We start from the raw sequence: 20,649 nt of genomic DNA on the forward strand, positions 1-20,649 counted from the left end.
CCACTCCTTGATCGGCTCGGCGCGGATCAGCGTACCGCCGGGAGGAGCGGCGGCCCCGGGCGGGTCCGGTGCGGGCGCGGCCGCTGGGCCGCCTTCCGCGGCCGCGGGGCGCGGCGGTCAGTCCGGCGGACCGGTCTCCTCCCGTTCCAGCCGCCGGCCGAGTTCGTCCACGACCAGGTCACCGCGGCGCACGGCTCCCGTCCGGTAGGCGGTGCGGCCGACGATCTGCCCGGTCACCGGCACGGTGACCAGCTGGAAGAGGGCGAGCAGCAGAAGGACCAGGCCGTACTTCACGGGCACCTGGAGGGCGGTTCCCAGCAGGATGAGCAGCAGGCCCAGGGTCTGGGTCTTGGACGCCGCGTGCAGCCGGGAGGCGGTGTCCGCGAACCGCAGCAGCCCGATGGCGCCGAGGAGGGAGAAGGCGGCGCCGGACAGCAGGAAGACAGCGGAGAGGACGCCGAGGACGGTGCTCACCGCATGCCCTCCCGCCGCTCGATCAGATGGGCCGCGGTGACCGATCCGATGAAGGCCAGGATCGCCAGTACCAGGAGGACGGGGAGGAAGGAGCCCTCCTTCCGGGCCGCGACCCCCAGGGCCGCACCCGCGACGATCAGCGACAGCAGGACGTCCAGGGCCACGATGCGGTCGAGCGCGACCGGGCCGCGGAGCAGCCGGACGAGAACGAGCAGCGCGGCGGCCGACAGCAGGGCCGTGGTGACGGCGTACACCGTGGTCATGTCGTTCCCTCAGCCGGTCGCGGCCCCTGGTCCCGTCCGGCCGCCCCGGCCCGTGCCAGCGCCCAGGTCACATGGTGCTCGGCCCGCAGCACCTCGTGCCGCCGCCGCTCGGCCTGGCGGGGACTGCCGGCGGGCAGCGCGTGGACGTACAGCAGCCGGCGGTCGCGGTCGATCTCCAGGACGAGGGTGCCGGGCGTCAGCGTGGTCAGGGTGGCCGTCGCGGCGATCAGCAGGTCGGTGTCGGCCCGGAGCGGTACCTCCACGACCGCCGCCCTGGCGCGCGGACCGTGCCGGAGGGCCTGCCAGGCCACGGTGATTCCGGACTGGAGGAGGTCGGCGAGCATGAAACCGAGCAGGAGCACCAGCCGCCACGGCCGGACGGCGACCCGGGGGAGCAGCGGCGGAAGGGCGAAGCCGCGCACGACCGCGGCGGCCAGCGGCACACCGCTGAGCAGGACCGCCGGGCGGGGCGATCCCCAGAGGACCGTCCACAGCGCCAGCAGCCAGCAGAACAGCGGCAGATGGTCCCGGGTGCGGTACAGGAAGCGTGGGACGGTCAAGGCTTTGCCTCCGTGACGAGTACGGCGGACCGGTAGGGGTCCCGGTTCAGCAGGTCCTCGGCGGCCCGTTCGCTGATCCCTGCCAGCGGGCCGGCGAGCACGACGAGGGTCACCCCGGCCAGGGCCATGCCCGCGGTGGTGGCCGCCATCAGCCGGGCCGGCCGGCGCGGGGCGGCCGGCGCCGGGGAAGTGCGCGGGTCCGGCCGGGGCGCCCCGGAGAAGGCGCTGCGGCCGAGGCGCGCCATCGCCGCCAGAGTGAGCAGGCTGGTCAGCAGCGCGGCGGCGACCAGCGCGTATGCGGCGGCGCCCCCGTCCGCGGCCCCGGCCCGCAGCAGCGCCAGCTTGGCCACGAACCCGGACAGCGGCGGGATGCCGGACAGGCTGAGCGCCGGCACGAGGAACAGCAGGGCGAGCAGCGCCGGCGGGGGAGCGCGGCCCTCCATCCGGCGCAGGGCCGGGGTGCCCGCCCCCCGCACGATCAGCCCGGCGACCAGGAACAGCGTCGCCTGGACGACGATGTGGTGGACGATGTACAGGATCGTGCCGGTCAGCCCGGCGACGTCGAACAGCGCCAGCCCGAACAGCATGAAACCGATGTGGCTGACCAGGGTGAAGGACAGCAGCCGGTTGATGTCGTCCTGCGCCAGCGCCCCCAGGATGCCCAGCAGCATGGTGGCGACCGCGAGAACGGCCAGCAGGACCCAGGTCTCCTCCCGGGGGAACAGCAGGGTCTGGGTGCGCACCATCGCGTACACCGCGACCTTGGTGAGCAGCGCCGCGAAGACGGCCGTGATCGGCGCGGGAGCCGTGGGATAGCTGTCCGGCAGCCAGAAGTGCAGCGGCACCATGGCCGATTTGATGCCGAAGACCACGAGCAGCAGCAGGCCGAGGGCGCTCCGCAGCCCGCCGGGGAGTGCGGCCGTCCGCTCGCCGAGCTGGGCCAGGTTCACGGTGCCGGTGGCCGCGTAGACCAGGGCGATCGCCGTGATGAACAGCAGTGAGGAGGTCAGGCTGACGAGGACGTACGTCATGCCGGCCCGGGTCCGCTGCGTCCCGGCGTTCAGCGTGATCAGCACGTACGAGGCGCCGAGCATCACCTCGAAGGCCACGAACAGGTTGAACAGGTCCCCGGTGAGGAAGGCCAGCCCCACCCCGCCGGCCAGCAGCAGGTAGGCCGGATGGAACGCGGTCGCCACCCGGCCGCGCCGCTCGGCCGTGCCCTGGCCCATGGAGAAGAGCAGGACGGCGAGCGCGACCAGCAGCGAGACGGTCAGCAGCAGCGCCGACAAGCGGTCCGCCACCAGGGTGATGCCCGCGGGCGCCTCCCAGCCGCCCACCGGCAGCACCAGGGGACCCCGCCGGTCCGCCAGGACCAGCAGCACGAAGGCGACGGTGAGGACGGTGACGAGCACCGCGGTGCTCAGCGACCGCTGGGCCCACAGATGCCGCCGCAGGGCGATGGACAGCCCCGCGGCGAGGAGCGGCAGGATCACCGGCAGGGCGAGCAGCAGGTTCATCGGTTCCCCTCCGGCGGGTCGTGCGCGGCGTCGTCCGAGTCGTCCGTGCCCTCCGGTTCGCCCGCCTCGACGGACCGTGCCCCGGTTCCCCGCTCCGCCGACTCGGCGCGTTCCCGGGCGGTGCCGATCCGCCGGTCCTCCACGTCGTCCCGTACCTCGTCGTGACCGGTCAGCCACCAGGACCGGTAGGCCAGGGCGAGCAGGAAGGCCGTGAGCCCGAAGGTGATCACGACGGAGGTGAGCGCCATGGCCTGGGGCAGCGGATCGGCGTACCGGCCGGCTTCCGCGGTGCCCCCGCCCGTCAAGGGGGGGTCTCCCGGGCGTCCCGCCGAGAGCAGCAGCAGATTCGTGCCGTGTCCCAGGAGGACGAAGCCGAGCACGATCCGTATCAGCGACCGCTGCATCATCAGCAGGAAGCCCACGGCGTACAGACCGCCGACCACGACGGCGAGGGTGATGTCGGGCGTTCTCACCGTGTGAGGTCTCCTTCCGCCGGTGTCCGTGTTCTCCGCGGGGCGGGAGCGAGGTGCGTGCCCAGGGCCGACAGCAGCTTGAGCGCGACGCCGATCACCAGCAGGTAGACGCCCATGTCGAAGAAGAGGGTGGTGGAGAACTTCAGTGTCCCGATGAGAGGCAGGTGGTGTGCCTCCACCAGGACGCCCGACAGGGGCTCGGCCCCGAGGAGAGCCGGCACCAGACCGGTTCCGGCGGCCAGCGCCAGTCCTCCGCCCGCGAGCAGGCCGGGGTCGACGGGTGCGGTCGTTCCCAGGCCGTCCCGGCCGCCCACGAGATAGCGCAGCACGCACGCGAGCCCCGCCACCAGGCCGCCCGAGAAGCCGCCGCCGGGGTGGGAGTGTCCGGAGAACAGCAGGAACACGGAGACCACCATGAGGGAGGGGAAGGCCATCCAGGTGCTGATCTCCAGCAGCAAGGAGCGCTCCCCGCCCGGCCGTTCGCTGCCGCCGGGCAGCCAGCACTCGTGCGGCTCGTCCCACTGGGCCGTCGGCGAGAGGGCCGCCCGGTCGCCCGGTTCCCCGCGGGCACCGGTCGTGCCGTTCCCGGTACGGGCGGACCCGGCCTCGTCCCCGCCCCGCCGGACCCCGGCCAGGCTCACCACGCCGAGTGCCGCGACCAGCAGCACGGCGATCTCCCCCAGGGTGTCCAGCGCCCGGAAGTCCACGACGATCGCGTTGACGGTGTTGTGGGCACCGGTCTCCGGCAGCAGGCGGAAGTAGTCCTCCGAGACCGCGGGAGCCCGGCGGGCACCGGCGGCGGCCAGGGTGAAGACACCGACGAGGACGCCGATCGATCCGGCCAGCGCGCCCTGCAGGACCCGGGTGCGCGGAGCCGCCTTCTCCGGAGAGAAACGGGCCGGCATCCGGCGCAGCACGAACACCACGACCACCAGTGTCAGCGTCTCCACCAGGAACTGGGTGAGGGCCAGGTCCGGAGCGCCGCGGAGCAGGAACAGCCCCGCCACGCCGTAGCCGACCGCCCCCACCAGCAGGACGCCGGTCAGCCGGTGCCGGGTCGCCGTCACCGCCACGGCCGCGGCCAGCACGACCAGGGCGAGCGGCACCTGGACGGAAGAGGTCCACAGCCGGGTCCCGGCGGGTCCGGTGCCGGTGACGGCCAGGGCGGCTCCCGGCAGGGCCAGTACGGCGCACAGGAGCACCGTCAGGTAGACGGGGAGTGAGCCGACCTGGGTGCCGCGTGCCAGCCGCAGCGCCAGCAGGTCGGTCGCGCGGACGGTCCGCCGGTACGCGCGCTGCGCGTCCGGCAGCCGGACGAGGGTCTTCCACCGCGGGCCGGTCCCGTCGGCCCGCTCGCGGTGAGCCGCGTACAGCGCGGCTCCCAGCAGGAGCGTCAGCACGGACAGTCCCAGCACCGGGGTGAGGCCGTGCCAGAGGGCGAGCTCGTACGGGCCCTCCGGGCCGGCCGGGTAGCGGTCCGCGTAGGCGCGCACGAGGGCCGCCACGCCGTGGTACCACAGGCCCAGCACCAGTCCCGCAACCGAGAGGAACGCGGCCGGAGCGAGGAGGCCGGGGCCCGGCCGGTCCGGGGTGCCCGGCTCCGCCCAGGGCTTGCGGGCGAAGGCCCCCCACAGGAAGCGGCCCGCGTACGCGACGGTGAGGACGGATCCCAGGACCAGTCCGGCCAGCACCGGAAGACGGCCGCCGATCCCGGTGCCGTGCAGGAACGCCTCGTAGCCGGCCTCCTTGCCGAGGAAGCCGAGCAGCGGCGGCACGCCCGCCATGGAGAGGGCGGCGAGCAGAGCCGCCGCGAACACCCCGGGCATCCGGCGGCCCGCGCCGGACAGTTCGCGCACGTCCCGGCTGCCGGCCCGGTGGTCGAGGATGCCGGTCACGAGGAAGAGCGCGGCCTTGAAGGCGGCGTGCGCGGCCAGCATCACGGCCCCCGCCATCGCGGCCGTCCGGGTGCCGGCGCCGAACAGCACCATCAGCAGGCCGAGTTCGCTGATGGTGCCGTAGGCGAGCAGTCTCTTCAGATCCGTCTCCCGGAGCGCCCGCCAGGCGCCCAGGACCATGCTCACCAGCCCGACGGCGAACACCGCCGGCCGCCACGGGGGGACATCGGCGAAACCGGGCGCGAAGCGTGCCACCAGATACACCCCCGCCTTGACCATCGTGGCGGCGTGCAGATAGGCGCTCACCGGAGTGGGCGCCACCATGGCGGCGGGCAGCCAGCCGTGCAGCGGCATCTGGGCGGACTTGGCGAACGCGCCGAGGAGCAGCAGCACCATGGCCACCGTCACCGCGGCGCCGCGCGGCGGGTCGGCGAGGACGGCGGAGATCCGGTAGGTGCCCGCGGTCTCCCCCAGCACGACGAGCCCGGCCAGCAGGGAGAGCCCGCCCGCGACGGTGGTCAGCAGCGCCTGCTCCGCCGCCGGGCGGCGCTCCCGGGAACGCTCCGGGCCGGCGATGAGGAAGTAGGACGCGAGCGTGGTCAGTTCCCAGAAGACGTAGAGCAGGAAGAGGTTGTCCGCGAGGACCAGGCCCGTCATGGCCCCGGCGAAGGCCAGCAGCAGCCCGGCCTCCCGGCCGGTGTCCCGCTCGGTGTAGTACGCGCTGTAGGCCAGGACCGCCGCCCCCACCCCGCCGATCACCCACACCATGAGCAGGGACAGGGCGTCGAGCCGCAGATCGAGGCTCAGCCCCAGGGAGGGCGCCCAGGCCAGGCTCTCCTGTACGGGTGTCCCGGCGAGCACGTCCGGCGCCCGGACGGCGCTCCACACCAGGGCCGCCAGGAGCGGCAGGGCCGCGATCGCCCAGACGGCGCGCCCGGTGCGGCGGCCCCAGCACGGAAGCGCCGCCGCCAGCCCGGCGTGAGCGATTACGAGGACGAGCACGGCGAAGACCACTCCTCGGGTACGGCGGTCCGGTCGGTGCGCCCGGCAGCCGCGGCCCGTACGGGGGGCCGGGCGGCGCCGGGCGGGGCAGGACGGGGGCGGGGGCGTCCGGACGGTGGCCCGCAGGGCCGGACATCCGTGGGACCGGTGGTGCGGCCGCCCGCTGGTGCCATGCGCCCGTCCTCCGTCCTCCGCTGGTGGTCTGCTGACGATGGGTCGGCGGTTCCTCCCGGCGCCGGCGTGCCCGGCGCTCTTGGCTGGGTGCCCCCGGGAGCGCGGGGGAATCCCGGCCGGACCGTGGAACAGGGGCGCTTCCGGAGGACCTCACCGGCTTTCGGTGACGGGCCGTCGGCACGGGGCGGGCGGATCGCCGGCGGGCGGACCGGCCTCCGCCCGGGGACACCGTAAGACGGAGACGGGTGCGCCCGGCGGGCACGGCGGTTCACGGCGCGGCGCGGAGCGCTTCCGTCCCCGGTGCGGGCGATGAGGGCAGTAAACGCTTTCTGCGTGTCCGTCCCGCCTGCGGAGGGGCCTGCGGGGTCCGGGGGGACATCGGGGGCATATCCGGAAAGCCTCGTCAACTGCGCGGCCGATAGGGCCGATTGACGCTCCGGTGTCCGCTTGCTACGTTCCGGGGCGGCGTGAAAGCGCTTCCTCGGCCCCACGCCGACGCTCCCTCACCCCCCACCCATCTCTCACCCGCTCCGAAAGGAGACGAGGTATGTCTTCCACACCGCGAGGACGACGCGGAACAGCTCTGGCCGCCGCCGGAACGGCCCTGGCCGGGCTGATCAGCCTGCTGCTGGCCGCACCCGGACAGGCCCACGGCGCCGGTGCCGCCACGGCGGCGGGGAGCGCCGCCCCCGCCGCCGCTGCCGCCCCCGCCGCCCCGGCCGCCGACTGCGGCACCGGCGGCTACCAGGCCGAAGCCGTCCGCAACGGCAACACCTGGACGGCTCCCGGCTACAGCGGCACCGACATGCTCTCGGCGATGCGCGCGGCCGTCGGCAGCCTGTCGCCCGGGCGGACCTCCAAGCAGCGGGTCGTGGTCCGGGGCTCGGGCTCGATGAGCGCCGGCTCCCGGCTCTCGCTGCCGAGTTACACCGTGCTCGACGTCTGCGGGACCATCAACGTGACCGGCTCGGGCTCCGGCGACCAGGCCCCGGTCTACGCCCGTGGCGCCCGGGACGTGGAGGTCCAGCACCTGACCCTCACCGGCGCCCCGCTGTACGGCATCTTCATGCGGAACGTCGAGAACGTCACACTGGGCCAGATCGACATGCGTCTCTCCGGCGGTCTGGGCATCCGCATCGACAACCACGGCGACCGCTCGGTGCGCTCCCGCAACATCCGCATCGACAACGTCCACGTCTCCGGCACCAGCGCCCACGGCGTGGAGACCTACGGCGTGGACGGGCTCACCATCGGCACGGTCACGGCCCGCAACACCGGCTACTCCGGACTGCTGCTGAACGACACGATCAACGCCACCGTCCAGAAGGTGGACGCCGACGGCGCCGGGACGGGTACCGGCTACGCCGCCTTCCGGATGGCCAACCGCAACGGCCGCATCGGCGACAGCTACCCGGTCAACATCCGGGTGGGCCAGGTCATCGCCCGCGGCGGCGGACGCGGCGTCTTCTGCGTCTCGGAGAGCGGCGGCGCCGTCATCGACCGGGTGGACATCGCGAACACCGGAAGCAACGCCATCCTCATCGAGAACTGCTACAACGTGAACATCGCGGCCCAGAGCGGCACCGTCTCCGGGCCGGGCGACATCCGGATCGCCGCCCGCTCCGAGTTCGCCAACACCCGCGACATCACGCTGCAGAACCTGACGGTCACCAACTCGGCCCTCAGGGAGAGCCCCTGCGGCTCGAACATCACCTACCGCAACCTCAACCTGGTCAATACGAGCCGGAACACCTGTTCCTAGCCGCGTCCCGGAGATCCGCGAGGGCCGTCCGGCCGCGGGCCGGGCGGCCCCTCCGCGCGCCGGGGGTCCGGCCCGGCCGTGCTCCGCCGCGCCGGACCGGCCGGGGCGCCGCCCCGCGCACGGGCCGCCCGTCGTACCGTCGTTCCCGCAACGCCAAGCCATTCCACGCCCGCGGACCCGGCCGCCACCGGCCGGGGCGACCGCCGAGGAAGAGGAGACACCATGGACGACAAGGGCGCCGGCATCAGCGTGTTCGTCACCGGGTCGGCAGACGGCATCGGGCGCGAGACGGCGGCGACGCTGGCCGCCGCGGGACACCGGGTGGTCCTGCACGCCCGCAACACGGTGCGCGCGGAGGAGGCCCGCGCGGCGGTGCCGCGGGCCGCCGGGGTCGTCGCCGGTGACCTCGCCTCGCTGGCGGGCACCCGGGAGCTGGCGGAGGCGGCGGCCGCGGCGGGGCCCTTCGACGTGGTGATCCACAACGCGGGGGTCGGCGGGGGAGCGGCCTGGCGCAGTGTCACCGAGGACAAGCTGGAGCGCATCTTCCAGACGAACGTGCTGGCCCCCTATCTGCTCACCGCCCTGATGCCGAGGCCCCGCCGGCTGGTCTACCTGACCTCCGGACTGGAGGCGGAGGGCACCGTCGACCTCGGCGACCTGCAGTACGAGCGCCGGCCGTGGGACGGCATGCGGGCGTACTCCGACTCCAAACTCCTCGACGTCGTCCTGGCGTTCGCGGTCGCGCGCCGCTGGCCCGGCACCCTCAGCAACGCCGTGGACCCGGGGTGGATCCGGACGCGGATGGGCGGGCCCAACGCCACCGGCGGCCTGCCGGAGGGCGCGGAGACCCAGGTCTGGCTGGCCACCGGTGAGGACCCGGCGGCCAGGGTGACGGGCCGGTACTTCAAGCGGCGGCAGGAGCTGCGGGCCAACCCCGCCGCGTACGACCACGGCGTGCAGGACGGACTGCTCGCCGCCTGCGCGGAACTGACGGGGGCGGAACTCCCGGCCGGCTGACGGCGGCGCGCGGTACGGAAGCCCGGCCCGGCCCGCGCTCCCGGGCGGCCGGGCCCTTGTGGAGCTCGTCCCAAGGGTCCGGCCGCCCGGCCGCTCCGTCGGGGCGGGCGGCCGGATCCCGGCGGCCGCTGCCGCCGCGAGGCGTCAGCGCGTCCCGAACGAGACCCGGTGCAGCCCTCCGGGAAGGTCGTTGGCGACGTACAGCTCGCCGTTCTCGTCCTCGCCGAAGCTCGTGACCTGGGTCGGGAACTCCCCGATCTCGGCGTTGGCGTAGCCGTCGGGGCCGGGCCGGATGCCCCAGACGGTGGAGGAGCAGTAGTCGGTGGCCAGGTAGGTGCCGCCGGCCAGCTCGGCGAACTCCTCGCCCCGGTACACCGGGCCGCCGATCACGGAGCAGCCGGCGACGGAGGAGGGGTAGCTGAACACCGGGTCGGTGTAGTCGGCGTCCGGGTCGCACTGGTCCGCGTTGAGGACTTCCGGTCCCTCCATGCACGACCAGCCGAGGTTCGCCCCGCCCTCGTCGGCGGCCAGATGGTCCACCTCCTCCCAGCTGCCCTGGCCCACGTCGCCGATCCACAGAGAGCCGTCGGCCTCGTCGAGGGAGAAGCGCCAGGGGTTGCGCAGGCCGTGGGCCCAGATCTCGGGCCGGGCGCCCGGGCGGTCCACGAAGGGGTTGTCCGCCGGTACGCAGGAGGACTCCGAGCCGGCGCGGCACCCGGGGCCGACGTCCAGCCGCAGGATCTTCCCGAGCAGGGTGTCCAGGCGCTGTCCGCTGTCGAACGGGTCGCCGGAGCCGCCGCCGTCCCCGATGCTCCAGTACAGATAGCCGTCGGGGCCGAAGGCCAGGTGGCCGCCGTTGTGGTTGGAGTACTGGGCGTGCTCCTGGGTCAGGAGCTCCTCCACGCCGCCCTCGCGGACGTCGATCCGGGCGAGGGTGACGGCGTCGTCCGAGCGGCGGGTGTAGGCGACGTACAGGAGCTGGCTCTCCTCGAAGTCGGGCGCCGGGGCGATGCCCAGCAGCCCGCGCTCGTTGTCGTTCGCGTTGACGCGGCCGGTCAGGTCGAGCAGCGGCTCGGCGGCCAGGCCGGTGTCCGGGTGGTAGACGCGCACGGTGCCGGCCTTCTCGGTGATGAACAGCCGGCCGGTGGCGTCGTCGGGGGAGGCGATGGCGGTGGGGCGCCGCAGACCGGAGGCCACCTGGGTGGTGGTGACCGTCAGGTCCTCCAGCGGTGCGGCCCCGGAGGCGGCCGCGGTGCCCGGACCGGGGTCCCGCTCGCTGAACCGCGACTCCGCCGCCCAGCTGACCGGCGCCACGGCGGCGGTCAGCGTCAGGGCGAGCAGTAACCGGCTGATCCGCTTTCCTCGGGGCATAGCGACTCCTGGGAAGAGGTGGGGGATTCCTGGTGACGGCATGCTTCTCGGTGGTCCGCCGGCGGGCCCGGGCACGGTGGGGCGCGACGGCCCGGATGGGAGCGGTCCCAGCGGCCGGGTTCACTGTGCCACGGCGGACGCCCGGGGTACAGGCCCGGTGTCCGCGGCCGTTCCGTCGCCCCGGCCCGCCGCGGGACCGCCGGCCGCCCCGGCGGCGGCACGCACGGCCCGCAGCGGCCGGGTGGCCACCGGGGCCGTGCTGTGGCGGGGGACGAGCCGCGGGAACAGCTCGGTGCGCGGGTTCTCCGGCTGCTCCCCGCACATCATCCGGGCCAGCAGCCGCAGCGCCGTCGCGGCCATCCCGGAGAGCGGCCGGCGCACCGTGGTCAGGGCCGGGGACGCCCAGCCGGCCCCGGGCAGATCGCCGAAGCCGATCACGCTGACGTCCGCGGGGACCCGTAACCCCCGTGCGGCCAGGGCCTCGTACGCCCCGAGGGCCATGACGTCCGAGCAGGCGAACAGCGCGGTGGGCGGCTCCGGCAGGCCGAGGAGGGCGAGCGTCCGGCGCCGGGCGCAGGCCCGCTCGGAGTCGCCGTGGCGCACGTACTCCGGCCGGGGTGCGACGCCCGCCGCCGCCAGGGCCTCGCGGTGGCCCGCCAGCCGGGCGTCACCGCGCGGTGTGCCGGGGCGGCCGGCGAGCACCGCGATCCGGCGGTGGCCCAGCGCCAGCAGATGGCCGGTCGCCACCGACCCGCCCCGGTGGTCGTCCGCGCCGACGGACGGTGTGCCGGGCGGCGGCCGGCGCGCGGGGTCGATGAGGACGTACGGGACGCGGTGGCCCGCCAGCCACGCGTACTGGCCGGGGCTGAGCCCGGGCAGATGGAACAGCACCCCGGCGGAGCCGCGGGCCGCCAGCTTCTCGGGCCAGCCGGGGCCCGTCCGCCGTCCGCCCGGCCCGCCGAGCCCGTCCGCGACCGAGACCACCACGTCCAGGCCCGCCTCGTGCGCGGCCTCCGTGACGCCGTGCAGCACCGCGCCCGCGCGGGGGCTGTCGGGCGAGCGCACCACCAGGTCGACCATCGCGGGCCGCGGCTTCGGCGCCCCGGCGCGCGGGCGGCGTACATAACCCAGGCGCTCCAGCACCTCGGTGACGCGGCGGCGGGTGTCGGGGGCCACGTCCGCGCGGCCGTTGAGCACCTTGGAGGCGGTCGGCACGGACACCCCGGCCTCGCGGGCGATCACCGCCAGGGTCGGGCCCGCGGCGCTCCCGGTACGAGCCATCGACTTCCCCTTCCGCTCCGCGGCCTCGCGGATCACACCCAGGACAGCCCGAGTCCCCCCGCGGTACCGGCCGGGCAGCGGCCGGCCACCACTGTAGATCGCGCCGCGTCGCCGCAGAAGACCGATGTCCCACGGGATGAGACGGGCCGCGGCGGAGGCTCCCGCGGTGCCCCGCGGGACGGCGCTCCCGGCGCTCCGAAACTTTCGCCGCCGTCCCGAGGGCTGACCCGGAATCACCAGAAGCTCTAACATCCCAACAAAATCCACCAGTTGCGGGCCCGGACGCACAGGCCCCTCCCCCCGCCCCCCCCGCAGGAGATCCGGATGAGCCGTGGTGCCGCGCCCGATCGCAGACTCGTGCTCCGCACGGCGGCGGGGCTGGGAGCCCTCGGTGCCCTCGCCGCCACACCGGGTGCGGCCCGGGCCGCACCCGGTTCCCGCCAGGCCGGCTCCCGCGCGGCCGAGTCCCGCCCCGCCGGGCGCCGCGCGGCCGCCTCGTACGCCAACCCGCTGATCCGCAACCGCGCGGACCCGCACATCCACCGGCACACCGACGGCCACTACTACTGCACGGCCACCGTCCCCGAGTACGACCGCATCGTGCTGCGCCGCTCCGCGACGCTCGCCGGGCTGGCCGGGGCCGGGGAGACGGTGATCTGGCGGCGGCACGGCAGCGGTGACATGGGAGCGCACATCTGGGCGCCCGAGATCCACCACATCGACGGCGCCTGGTACATCTACTTCGCCGCCGGACGCACGGATGACGTCTGGCGCATCCGGATGTGGGTCCTGGAGAACCGGAACGCCGACCCCTTCTCCGGCACCTGGACGGAGCGCGGGCGGATCACCACCGCCTGGGACACCTTCTCCCTGGACGCCACCACCTTCGTCCACCGGGGCACCCGCTATCTCGCCTGGGCCCAGCACGAGCCCGGCATGGACAACAACACCGCCGTCTTCCTCTCCGAGATGGCGGGTCCATGGACGCTGACCGGCCCCCAGGTGCGGCTGACGACCCCCGAGTACGCCTGGGAGACCGCCGGCTACAAGGTCAACGAGGGCCCCGCCGTCATCCAGCGCAACGGCCGTGTCTTCCTTGCCTATTCGGCCAGCGCGACCGACAGCAACTACTGCCTCGGCCTGCTGACCGCCGACGACACCGCCGACCTGCTCGCCCCCGCCTCCTGGAGCAAATCGCCGCGGCCGGTCTTCACCAGCAGCGACGCCACCGGCCAGTACGGCCCCGGCCACAACTCCTTCACCGTCGCCGAGGACGGCCGCACCGACGTCCTCGTCTACCACGCGCGGCAGTACAAGGAGATCAGCGGCGACCCGCTGAACGACCCGAACCGGCACACCCGCCTCCAGGAACTGGGGTGGAAACCGGACGGGACACCCGACTTCGGGATTCCGGTGGCCGACTCCCGGTAGCCGGTCCCGGTGCCCGGCGTCCGGTCCGCACCCGCCGCCGGGGCCGGGTTCACCCCCCACCGCGTTCACCCCCCACCAAGGAGCGTGCCCGAGTTGAACCGCCACCGCCTGCGCGCCGCGCTGCTCGCCCTCTGCCTCTGTCTCGGCCTCACCGGCGCCCTGGTACCGGCCGGCGCCGCACAGGCCGCCCCGGTCACCGTGCTCAACGCCACGCAGTTCACCGACACCTCGGGCGCCCCGCTGCAGGCCCATGGCGGCGGCGTGCTCAAAGTCGGCAGCTACTACTACTGGTTCGGCGAGAACCGCAACGCGGACAACACCTTCCGCTACGTCTCCGCCTACCGCTCCACCGACCTGAAGAACTGGGAGTTCCGCAACCACATCCTCACCCAGGCCGGCGACCCCGAGCTGCAGCGCGCCAACATCGAGCGCCCCAAGGTGATCTACAACCAGCGCACCGGCCAGTACGTCCTGTGGGCCCACAAGGAGAACGGCTCCGACTACAGCGAGGCCCGTGCCGCCGTCGCCACGTCGTCCACCGTCGACGGGAACTACACCTGGCGCGGCAGCTTCCGGCCGCTGGGGCAGCACATGTCGCGCGACATCACCGTCTTCACGGACAGCGACGGCACCGGCTACATGGTCTCGGCCGCCCGGGAGAACTACGACCTGCACATCTACCGGCTCACCGACGACTACACCGGCGTCGCCTCCCTCGTCGCCAACCCCTGGCCCGGCGGCCACCGCGAGGCACCGGCCCTCTTCAAGCGCGGCGGCGTCTACTTCATGCTGACCTCCGGCGCCACCGGCTGGAGCCCCAACCAGCAGAAATACGCCACCGCCACCAGCATCTCCGGCCCCTGGAGCGAGATGCGCAACGTCGGCGACTCCACCACCTACGGCTCCCAGACCGGCTATGTCCTGCCGGTGCAGGGCAGCGGACAGACCTCGTACCTCTACATGGGCGACCGCTGGGGCAACTCCTTCGGCGGCACCGTCAACGACTCCCGGTACGTGTGGGCCCCGCTGTCCTTCCCCTCCGCCACCAGCATGAGCATGGACTACCACCCGGAGCTCGTCATCGACACCGCGGCGGGGACGGTCACCGGCCGCGGCGGGCCGTTCGAGACCCTCACCGCCCGGCACAGCGGCCGGTGCGCCGATGTGACCAGCGAGTCGCTCCGCGCCGGGGCGCTGCTCAAGCAGTACGGGTGCAACGGCGGCGGCAACCAGAAGTTCTGGTTCAAGGACGCCGGGGGCGGCCACGTCCGGCTGATGGCCCGGCACAGCTCCCTCTGCCTCACCGAGACCGGCTCCGCCGTACAGCAGCAGACGTGTTCGGACACGGCGCAGCAGCAGTGGCAGGTCCAGGACGCGGGCGGCGGATACGTCCGGCTGGTGGCCCGCGCCAGCGGCGAATGCCTCGACGTGTCGAACGGGGCCACCGCCGACTCCGCCGAGATCATCACCTACGCCTGCTCGGGCGTCCACAACCAGCAGTGGCGGCGCGGCACCTGACGGCACGCCGGCCGCCCGCTCCGAGGACCGGCGTCCCCGGCACGCCGGGGCCCGCCCCGCCCGGAAGCACCGTCCTCCGACCGAAGGAGCCCCCTCCGTGCGACCAGCACCCGGCCCCCTCCGCGACGAGGAGCCGGCGGCCCGGCCGCCGTTCCCCCTGCCGCCCGAGGACCGTGCCCTCAGCCCCCGCACCGGCTGGACCCGGGCGCACTGGGAGGCCGCCGCCGACGGGCTGCTCGCGGCCGTCACCCCGTACGCCACCCCCGGCCGGGCGCTCTACCACCTCCCCGGCGGCCGGCCGAGCTTCTCCGGCCACCGCTCCGACGGACTGGAGGGCTACGCCCGCACGTTCCTCCTCGCCGCCTTCAGGATCGCGGGCGCCGGCGGCGCCGACCCGCACGGACTCCTCGGCCGGTACGCCGACGGCCTCGCGGCGGGCACCCGCCGGCCCGGCGGCGACGGCCCCGAGGACTGGCCGCGGATCACCGACCGGAGCCAGCCGCTGGTCGAGGCGGCCTCCACGGCCCTGGCACTCCGCCTCACCCGCCCCTGGCTGTGGGACCGGCTGGACGCGGCGGTGCGGGACCGCGCCGCGGCCTGGCTGGCGGACGCCCTCACCGCCGAACCCTGGCCCTGCAACTGGGAGTTGTTCCCCGTCACCGTCGGCGGCTTCCTCGCCGCGACGGGCCACGCCACCGAAGCGGCGCGGGCCGCCCGCGAACACGGCCTCGCCCGGATCGAGACCTGGTACGCGGGCAACGGCTGGTACACCGACGGCCCCGGCCGCGCCTTCGACTACTACAACGGCTGGGCGATGCACCTCTACCCCGTCCTGGAGGCCCACCTCTCCGCCGACGCCCGGCTCCTGAACCGCCACGGCTCCCGGCTGGAGACCCATCTCGCCGACTACGCCCGCCTGTTCGGGGCCGACGGTGCGCCGCTGCACCAGGGCCGCTCGCTCACCTACCGCATGGCGACCACCGCCCCGCTCTGGCTCGGCGCCCTCACCGGCCGCACCCCGCTGAGCCCCGGCACCACCCGCCGCCTGGCCTCCGGCACCCTCCGCCACTTCCTCGACCGGGGGGCGGCCGGCCCGGCGACCGGACTGCTCTCACTCGGCTGGTACGGCCCGTACGAGGGCGTCCTCCAGCGCTACTCCGGCCCCGCCTCCCCGTACTGGGCGGCCAAGGCGTTCCTCGGCCTGCTCCTCCCGCCGGACCACCCGGTGTGGACGGACCCCGAGGAGCCGGGCCCGGCCGAGCGCGCGGACGCGGTCACGGCGCTGCCCGCACCGAACTGGCTGCTCCAGTCCACGTCCGCCGACGGGCTCGTACGGCTGCACAACCACGGCAGCGAGGACGTCCGCTACGACCCGCACTACACGCGCCTCGCCTACTCCACCGCCACCGGCCCGGCCCCGCCCGGAGCGGAACCCGACAACCACTTCGGCCTGCTCGGCGAGGACGGCGCGGTCTCCCCGCGCCACGGCCTGGAACCGCTGGGCGCGGGCGAGGGCTGGGCGGCGTCCCGGCACGGCGTGGGCACCACGGCCCGGGTCGTGAGCGTCGTCCTCGCGCACGGCGCGGCGGAGGTCCGCGTCCACGCCGTGACGGGCGCGCCCCCGGGCACCCCCGTACGCCTCACCGGCTGGGCCGCGGGGCCGGTTCCGCGCTCCGAACTCCTGCCGCTGCACGGACTGGTGGCCACCCCGCCGCTGCCGCCGGTGGCGACGGCGTACACGGCGCGGGCCGTGACGCCCGCCGTGTCGGGGCGGACCGGCGGGGCGGCGAGCGTGTTCGTGTGCGCGGCCCGGCTCACGGCCGAACCCCGGCCCGCACCGCTGGGCGACCTGGTACGGGCCGAGGTGCGCGACGACGGCGCGGCCCGCACGGTGACGGCCCGCTGGCGGGACGGCACGGAACACCGCGTACACCTGACCGCCGGAACGGCGCGGGTCGAACACCGCCCGGCGCCCGCGCCCGGCAGGGCACCCGGGAGAACCACCACCACGTGACCCCGGACCGGCCACCGCCGCCGGACCGGACGGCAGCGGTTTCCGACCCGCCGGCCGACCGCGGTCGAGAACGGTGAGCGGGAGCGCTGTTGTCCGGGCTCTCCGGGCGGGGTGGCCGCCTGCCGGTCCGGGGGACGGCCGGGTGCGCGGTCCCGGCCGGAGGCCCCGGGGCCGGTCTCACCGTGAGCGGGCGAGGCGGAATCCCAGGTCGTCGATGCGCAGGGTCGGGTGGCTCTTGCGGCGGCACGACGCGCGGCAGGCCCGCGGCGGGTCGTGGGCGCCCCCGCCGCGGAACACGCGGTACGGGCCGTAGACCCGGGGATCGTAGAGGTCCCGGCACCATTCCCACACGTTGCCGATCATGTCGTGGAGGCCCCAGGCGTTCGGAGCCCTGGTCGCGACCTCGTGCACGGCCTCGCCGGAGTTGCCCCGGTGCCAGGCGATCTCGTCCAGCTCCCCGTAGCGGATGCCGGAGGTCCCGGCCCGGCAGGCGTACTCCCACTCGGCCTCGGAGGGGAGGCGGTAGCCGTCGGCCTCCGCGTCGCACACCACGTCCCGGCCGTCCGGGTCGTCGCCGGTCGTGTAGCAGGGGGTGAGGCCGTCCGCCCGGGAGAGCAGGTTGCAGAACCGGACGGCGTCCTTCCAGGAGACCTCGGTCACCGGCGTCCGGGGCCCCGCCGGACTCGAGGGCGTTCCGCCCGTGACGGCGCCGTACAGCTCGCGGGTCACGGGGACCGGCGCCAGCAGGAAGGCCCCCACCTCGGCCCGCCAGTTCGTCCTCGTGCCCTCGTCCCGCAGGACGATCTCCCCGGGCGGGAGGGCCACCATGCTCCCGGCCACGGACCGGCGGAAGGCCGGCTCGCGCTTCATCGCCGTCCCCCGGGCCCCAGGGGCTCTGCCCGGTGGTCATCGGTCACCGTGACGGCCCCGGGGGCGTCGGTGACGTGAACGGGTGTACGCGCGCGGGTCCGCGAGGCGTCCCCGGGGTTCGGCCGGTCGTCATGGGGCGAGTCTGCCAGGCCGGCCGGCCCCTCGGCGTCCGCGGAGGGCCGGCACCTCGTGCACCGGGCGCCCCACCAGGGGAATCGCATGATCCGGACGGCCGGGGGAAGACGGAATGCCGACCGCGGGCCGACGCTCCGTACGGCGGGAGCGTCATGCCTCTCCCGGTGTGACCGCTCCCTTCCGGAGCAGCGGCGGTCCTCGCGGTACGCGGAAACGACGCCGGAGCAAGAGAGGTCATCGACACCGTGAGGCCGGGACAGGACGCATCCGACCAACGTACGTACGGAATGAACAGACCGCACGCCGTCATGTGGTGGTGGGGCGGCGTCGGGCTCGGGATTCTTGTCGTAGCGCTCTTCCTGATGAGCGGCCGCTGAGCCGCCGGCCGGGGCGGAGCGGGGCGCCGGGTGCGGGTGGGCCGCACCGGACCCCGTCCCCCCGGCATGCTTTGCTGGTGCCGCCCCCGTGTCTCCTCCGGCAGAAGGTCCCGCCGTGCTCGTCGCCCGCTCCGTGGCCCTGTTCGCCGTCGCCGCCCTCTTCGAGATCGGCGGTGCCTGGCTGGTCTGGCAGGGCATCCGCGAGCACCGGGGGTGGGCCTGGATCGGGGCCGGTGTCATCGCCCTGGGGCTGTACGGGGTGGTGGCCACCTTCCAGAGCGATGAGAACTTCGGCCGTATCCTCGCCGCGTACGGCGGTGTCTTCGTGGCCGGGTCGATCGCCTGGGGCATGATCGCCGACGGGTACCGGCCCGACCGGTTCGACGTCATCGGCGCCCTGGTCTGCCTCGCCGGGATGGCCGTCATCATGTACGGGCCGCGCGGCCACTGAACCGGAAGGCAGCGGGAACGGCCTCCTCCGTCCCACACGGCACCCGTGAACCCTGCCTCCGGCCGAGCGGCTGCCCCGGCTGTCCGTCCCGCCCCCGCTCAGCGGGGCCGCCGCACGGCAGGCCACGCTTGCCGGAGCTCTGTTTCGTGCCCGGAGCCCTGTTTCGTGTCCCGAGCCGGGGCAACCCGGGGCCGGAAAGGCTTCCCAGGAGAAGGGTGACAGTCGTGCGAGGTGTTCCCGGCAGGCAGTTCTTTCCGGGCCGCCGGTCGGCCCGGTCGGCGGCGGCCCTGCTCCTCGCGGCGGCCGCGCTCGCCGGATGCGGCGGCGACGACACCGGGGGAGAGGAATCGGGCCTGGACGTCCGGGGGGTCCAGGAAGCGTTCGAACGCGGCGACCCGGGGGCGGTGACCGGGGAGAGAGGAACGTTCAGCGCCCGGGTCGAGGACGTGATCTCACCGTGGGCGTTCACCATCGGCGGCGGCGAGTTCAGCGACGTGGACCCGCTGCTGGTCATCGAGGAGAACATGCCGCCGGTGGACCAGGACGACCCGGTCCGGGTCGAGGGCATCGTACGGGAGTTCGATCTCTCTCGGGTCGAGAAGGATCTGGGAGTGGATCTCGCGGAGCCGCTGTACCAGGATTTCGGCGATGAGCCGTACGTGAAGGCCGAGAAGATCGCCGAAGACGTCGGCGAGGAGTGAGATTCCCGCGTTCCCCGCGGAAGGGTACGCCGGGGCGGGCCCGAAGACCGCGGGAGAAGGCGTCCGCGAGAGGCGTTCGCCGCACCTCCGGACGACGACCGAACCTCCTGAGCCCGGTCCGGCCCGGTTTCACCACCCGGGCGGAGCAAACCCCGCAGGGTGCGCGAGGCCCCGGCTCACCGGCGAGAGGAACCCAGAACATGCGATCCACAGCAGGACACCGCCGCGCGCGGAAGACCGTCCCCCTGTTCCTCGCCCTGACCCTCGGGGCCGTGCCCCTGACCGGATGCGGTGAGGACAGCGGGGAGGCCGGCCCCGAGGCCTCGGTGCGCGTCGAGGAGCCCCGCGGAGACGGCGGCGGGTACGAATTCGAGTACGGGGACCTGGAGAAGGGCGAGTTCTGGAACGACGTGGAGACCTGGACGGGCAAGCGGGTCACCGTCACCTCCCGGGTCCACGATGTCGTCGACAGCCACTTCTTCACGATCGCCGGCACGAGGGGCGACAACCCGCAGGACCTCCCGGTGCTCTCCGGACCGTCCGTCAAGGAGGGCAGGATCGAGGACGGTGACACGGTACGGGTCACCGGCACCGTGCAGGAGGCGTTCGACACCGCCGAGGCCGAGAAGGAAGTCGGCCTGGACCTGGAGGACGAACTCTTCACGGACTGGCAGGACGAGCACTACATCGTCGCCACGCGGGTCGACACCTCGGTCAGTCTGGACTGACCGCGGCGGGGCGCCGGTGCCCCGCTCCTACGCTCCTCGTCCCGGAGCCGATGAGTTCCCGGCACGTGCGAAGTCAACAGAGCGTTGTTGCCCGCATACGTGGAGGGAATGGCATGAACAGTCGCGGATCCGATGGTGAGGTCCTTGCTCCGGCACAGGAGCCGGAGCCGGAACTCGTGAGGCCCGCCCCGGCGACGACAGCGGTCGTCCGTGGCGTCGTCCCGATGGCCGGTCTGCGGGACTTCTTCGACGCCTCCTTCCGGGAGCTGGCCCGGGTCATGGCAGCGCAGGGGATCGCCCCGACGGGCCCGGCCTTCGGCCTCTATCACGGGGCGCCGGGGGAGACCCTGGACCTGGAGGTCGGGTTCGTCACGGACCGGGCGGTGCGCCCGGAGACCGGGGTCGTGGCCGGTTCGCTTCCCGGAGGGCGGGTCGCGAGGCTGATGCACCACGGCTCGTTCGACCGCCTCAGGTCCTCCTGGGACCGGCTGGGCTCCTGGATGCGGGCGCGGGGACTGCCCGCCGGGGAGGACAGGTGGGAGACCTACGTCACCGAACCCTCCCCGGACATGGACCCGCGTGACCTGCGCACCGAGCTCAACTGGCCCGTGGCGGACTGACCGGGGCCCGCAGGG

18 protein-coding genes are annotated in these 20,649 nt (G+C 74.4%); 9 read left to right on the top strand and 9 right to left on the bottom strand.

The window, feature by feature from the left end; genetic code table 11:
• Positions 1-117: 117 nt before the first annotated feature.
• From mnhG to LIX60_RS29940, 6 genes are read right to left on the bottom strand one after another with little or no spacing between them, the layout of a single operon-like run.
• Positions 118-474, bottom strand: coding sequence for a monovalent cation/H(+) antiporter subunit G (mnhG, locus tag LIX60_RS29915; protein ID WP_227962400.1), 357 nt, complete (start codon positions 472-474; stop codon positions 118-120).
• Positions 471-737: a monovalent cation/H+ antiporter complex subunit F gene (locus LIX60_RS29920; protein WP_227962403.1), complete on the bottom strand. Its 267-nt coding sequence runs from the start codon at positions 735-737 to the stop codon at positions 471-473. The genes mnhG and LIX60_RS29920 overlap by 4 nt, the downstream gene beginning before the upstream one ends.
• Positions 734-1,297: a Na+/H+ antiporter subunit E gene (locus tag LIX60_RS29925; protein ID WP_227962410.1), complete on the bottom strand. Its 564-nt coding sequence runs from the start codon at positions 1,295-1,297 to the stop codon at positions 734-736. Before LIX60_RS29925 ends, LIX60_RS29920 begins: the two co-directional genes overlap by 4 nt.
• Entirely contained in the window at positions 1,294-2,814 is a 1,521-nt protein-coding gene (locus tag LIX60_RS29930; protein ID WP_227962412.1) for a Na+/H+ antiporter subunit D, read from the bottom strand. The genes LIX60_RS29925 and LIX60_RS29930 overlap by 4 nt, the downstream gene beginning before the upstream one ends.
• Positions 2,811-3,287, bottom strand: a complete 477-nt coding sequence (locus tag LIX60_RS29935; protein WP_227962420.1) for a Na(+)/H(+) antiporter subunit C — start codon at positions 3,285-3,287, stop codon at positions 2,811-2,813. Before LIX60_RS29935 ends, LIX60_RS29930 begins: the two co-directional genes overlap by 4 nt.
• The gene (locus LIX60_RS29940) at positions 3,284-6,184 is read right to left on the bottom strand and encodes a Na+/H+ antiporter subunit A (RefSeq protein WP_227962422.1); all 2,901 of its coding nucleotides are present in this window, start codon (positions 6,182-6,184) and stop codon (positions 3,284-3,286) included. The genes LIX60_RS29935 and LIX60_RS29940 overlap by 4 nt, the downstream gene beginning before the upstream one ends.
• Positions 6,185-6,905: 721 nt before the next feature.
• Here LIX60_RS29940 and LIX60_RS29945 point away from each other — a divergent pair.
• Entirely contained in the window at positions 6,906-8,120 is a 1,215-nt protein-coding gene (locus LIX60_RS29945) for a right-handed parallel beta-helix repeat-containing protein (protein WP_227962424.1), read from the top strand.
• A gap of 222 nt (positions 8,121-8,342) precedes the next feature.
• Positions 8,343-9,137 carry an SDR family NAD(P)-dependent oxidoreductase gene (locus LIX60_RS29950; protein WP_227962427.1) on the top strand — a complete coding sequence of 265 codons (795 nt, stop codon included), beginning with the start codon at positions 8,343-8,345 and terminating at the stop codon, positions 9,135-9,137.
• A 144-nt stretch (positions 9,138-9,281) separates the two neighbouring features.
• Here LIX60_RS29950 and LIX60_RS29955 read toward each other — a convergent pair whose 3' ends face one another.
• Both LIX60_RS29955 and LIX60_RS29960 read right to left on the bottom strand, forming a co-directional pair.
• Entirely contained in the window at positions 9,282-10,508 is a 1,227-nt protein-coding gene (locus tag LIX60_RS29955; protein WP_227962429.1) for a sorbosone dehydrogenase family protein, read from the bottom strand.
• A 120-nt stretch (positions 10,509-10,628) separates the two neighbouring features.
• Entirely contained in the window at positions 10,629-11,789 is a 1,161-nt protein-coding gene (locus LIX60_RS29960; protein ID WP_227962431.1) for a LacI family DNA-binding transcriptional regulator, read from the bottom strand.
• Between the two features lie 324 nt (positions 11,790-12,113).
• Between LIX60_RS29960 and LIX60_RS29965 the strand changes: the two genes are divergently transcribed.
• From LIX60_RS29965 to LIX60_RS29975, 3 genes are all read left to right on the top strand, one after another.
• On the top strand, positions 12,114-13,220 hold the full coding sequence (locus tag LIX60_RS29965) for a family 43 glycosylhydrolase (RefSeq protein ID WP_227962433.1): 1,107 nt from the start codon (positions 12,114-12,116) through the stop codon (positions 13,218-13,220).
• A 93-nt stretch (positions 13,221-13,313) separates the two neighbouring features.
• On the top strand, positions 13,314-14,738 hold the full coding sequence (locus tag LIX60_RS29970; protein ID WP_374117947.1) for an RICIN domain-containing protein: 1,425 nt from the start codon (positions 13,314-13,316) through the stop codon (positions 14,736-14,738).
• A 97-nt stretch (positions 14,739-14,835) separates the two neighbouring features.
• Positions 14,836-16,752 (top strand): DUF2264 domain-containing protein, encoded by a 1,917-nt coding sequence (locus tag LIX60_RS29975; RefSeq protein WP_227962435.1) that lies wholly within the window; start codon positions 14,836-14,838, stop codon positions 16,750-16,752.
• A 177-nt stretch (positions 16,753-16,929) separates the two neighbouring features.
• Here LIX60_RS29975 and LIX60_RS29980 read toward each other — a convergent pair whose 3' ends face one another.
• Positions 16,930-17,622 carry an SUMF1/EgtB/PvdO family nonheme iron enzyme gene (locus LIX60_RS29980; protein ID WP_227962437.1) on the bottom strand — a complete coding sequence of 231 codons (693 nt, stop codon included), beginning with the start codon at positions 17,620-17,622 and terminating at the stop codon, positions 16,930-16,932.
• Between the two features lie 627 nt (positions 17,623-18,249).
• Here LIX60_RS29980 and LIX60_RS29985 point away from each other — a divergent pair.
• The 4 genes from LIX60_RS29985 (at position 18,250) to LIX60_RS30000 (ending at position 20,634) form a co-directional block, all read left to right on the top strand.
• Positions 18,250-18,585 (top strand): YnfA family protein, encoded by a 336-nt coding sequence (locus LIX60_RS29985; RefSeq protein WP_227962439.1) that lies wholly within the window; start codon positions 18,250-18,252, stop codon positions 18,583-18,585.
• A 215-nt stretch (positions 18,586-18,800) separates the two neighbouring features.
• Positions 18,801-19,286, top strand: coding sequence for a hypothetical protein (locus LIX60_RS29990; RefSeq protein ID WP_227962441.1), 486 nt, complete (start codon positions 18,801-18,803; stop codon positions 19,284-19,286).
• A 200-nt stretch (positions 19,287-19,486) separates the two neighbouring features.
• Positions 19,487-20,014, top strand: coding sequence for a hypothetical protein (locus tag LIX60_RS29995; protein WP_227962443.1), 528 nt, complete (start codon positions 19,487-19,489; stop codon positions 20,012-20,014).
• 113 nt (positions 20,015-20,127) lie between these two features.
• Positions 20,128-20,634, top strand: coding sequence for a GyrI-like domain-containing protein (locus tag LIX60_RS30000; RefSeq protein ID WP_227962444.1), 507 nt, complete (start codon positions 20,128-20,130; stop codon positions 20,632-20,634).
• Positions 20,635-20,649 lie beyond the last annotated feature (15 nt).

This window comes from Streptomyces sp. S07_1.15 (assembly GCF_020739505.1).
GTDB classification, from domain to species: Bacteria; Actinomycetota; Actinomycetes; order Streptomycetales; family Streptomycetaceae; genus Streptomyces; species Streptomyces xinghaiensis.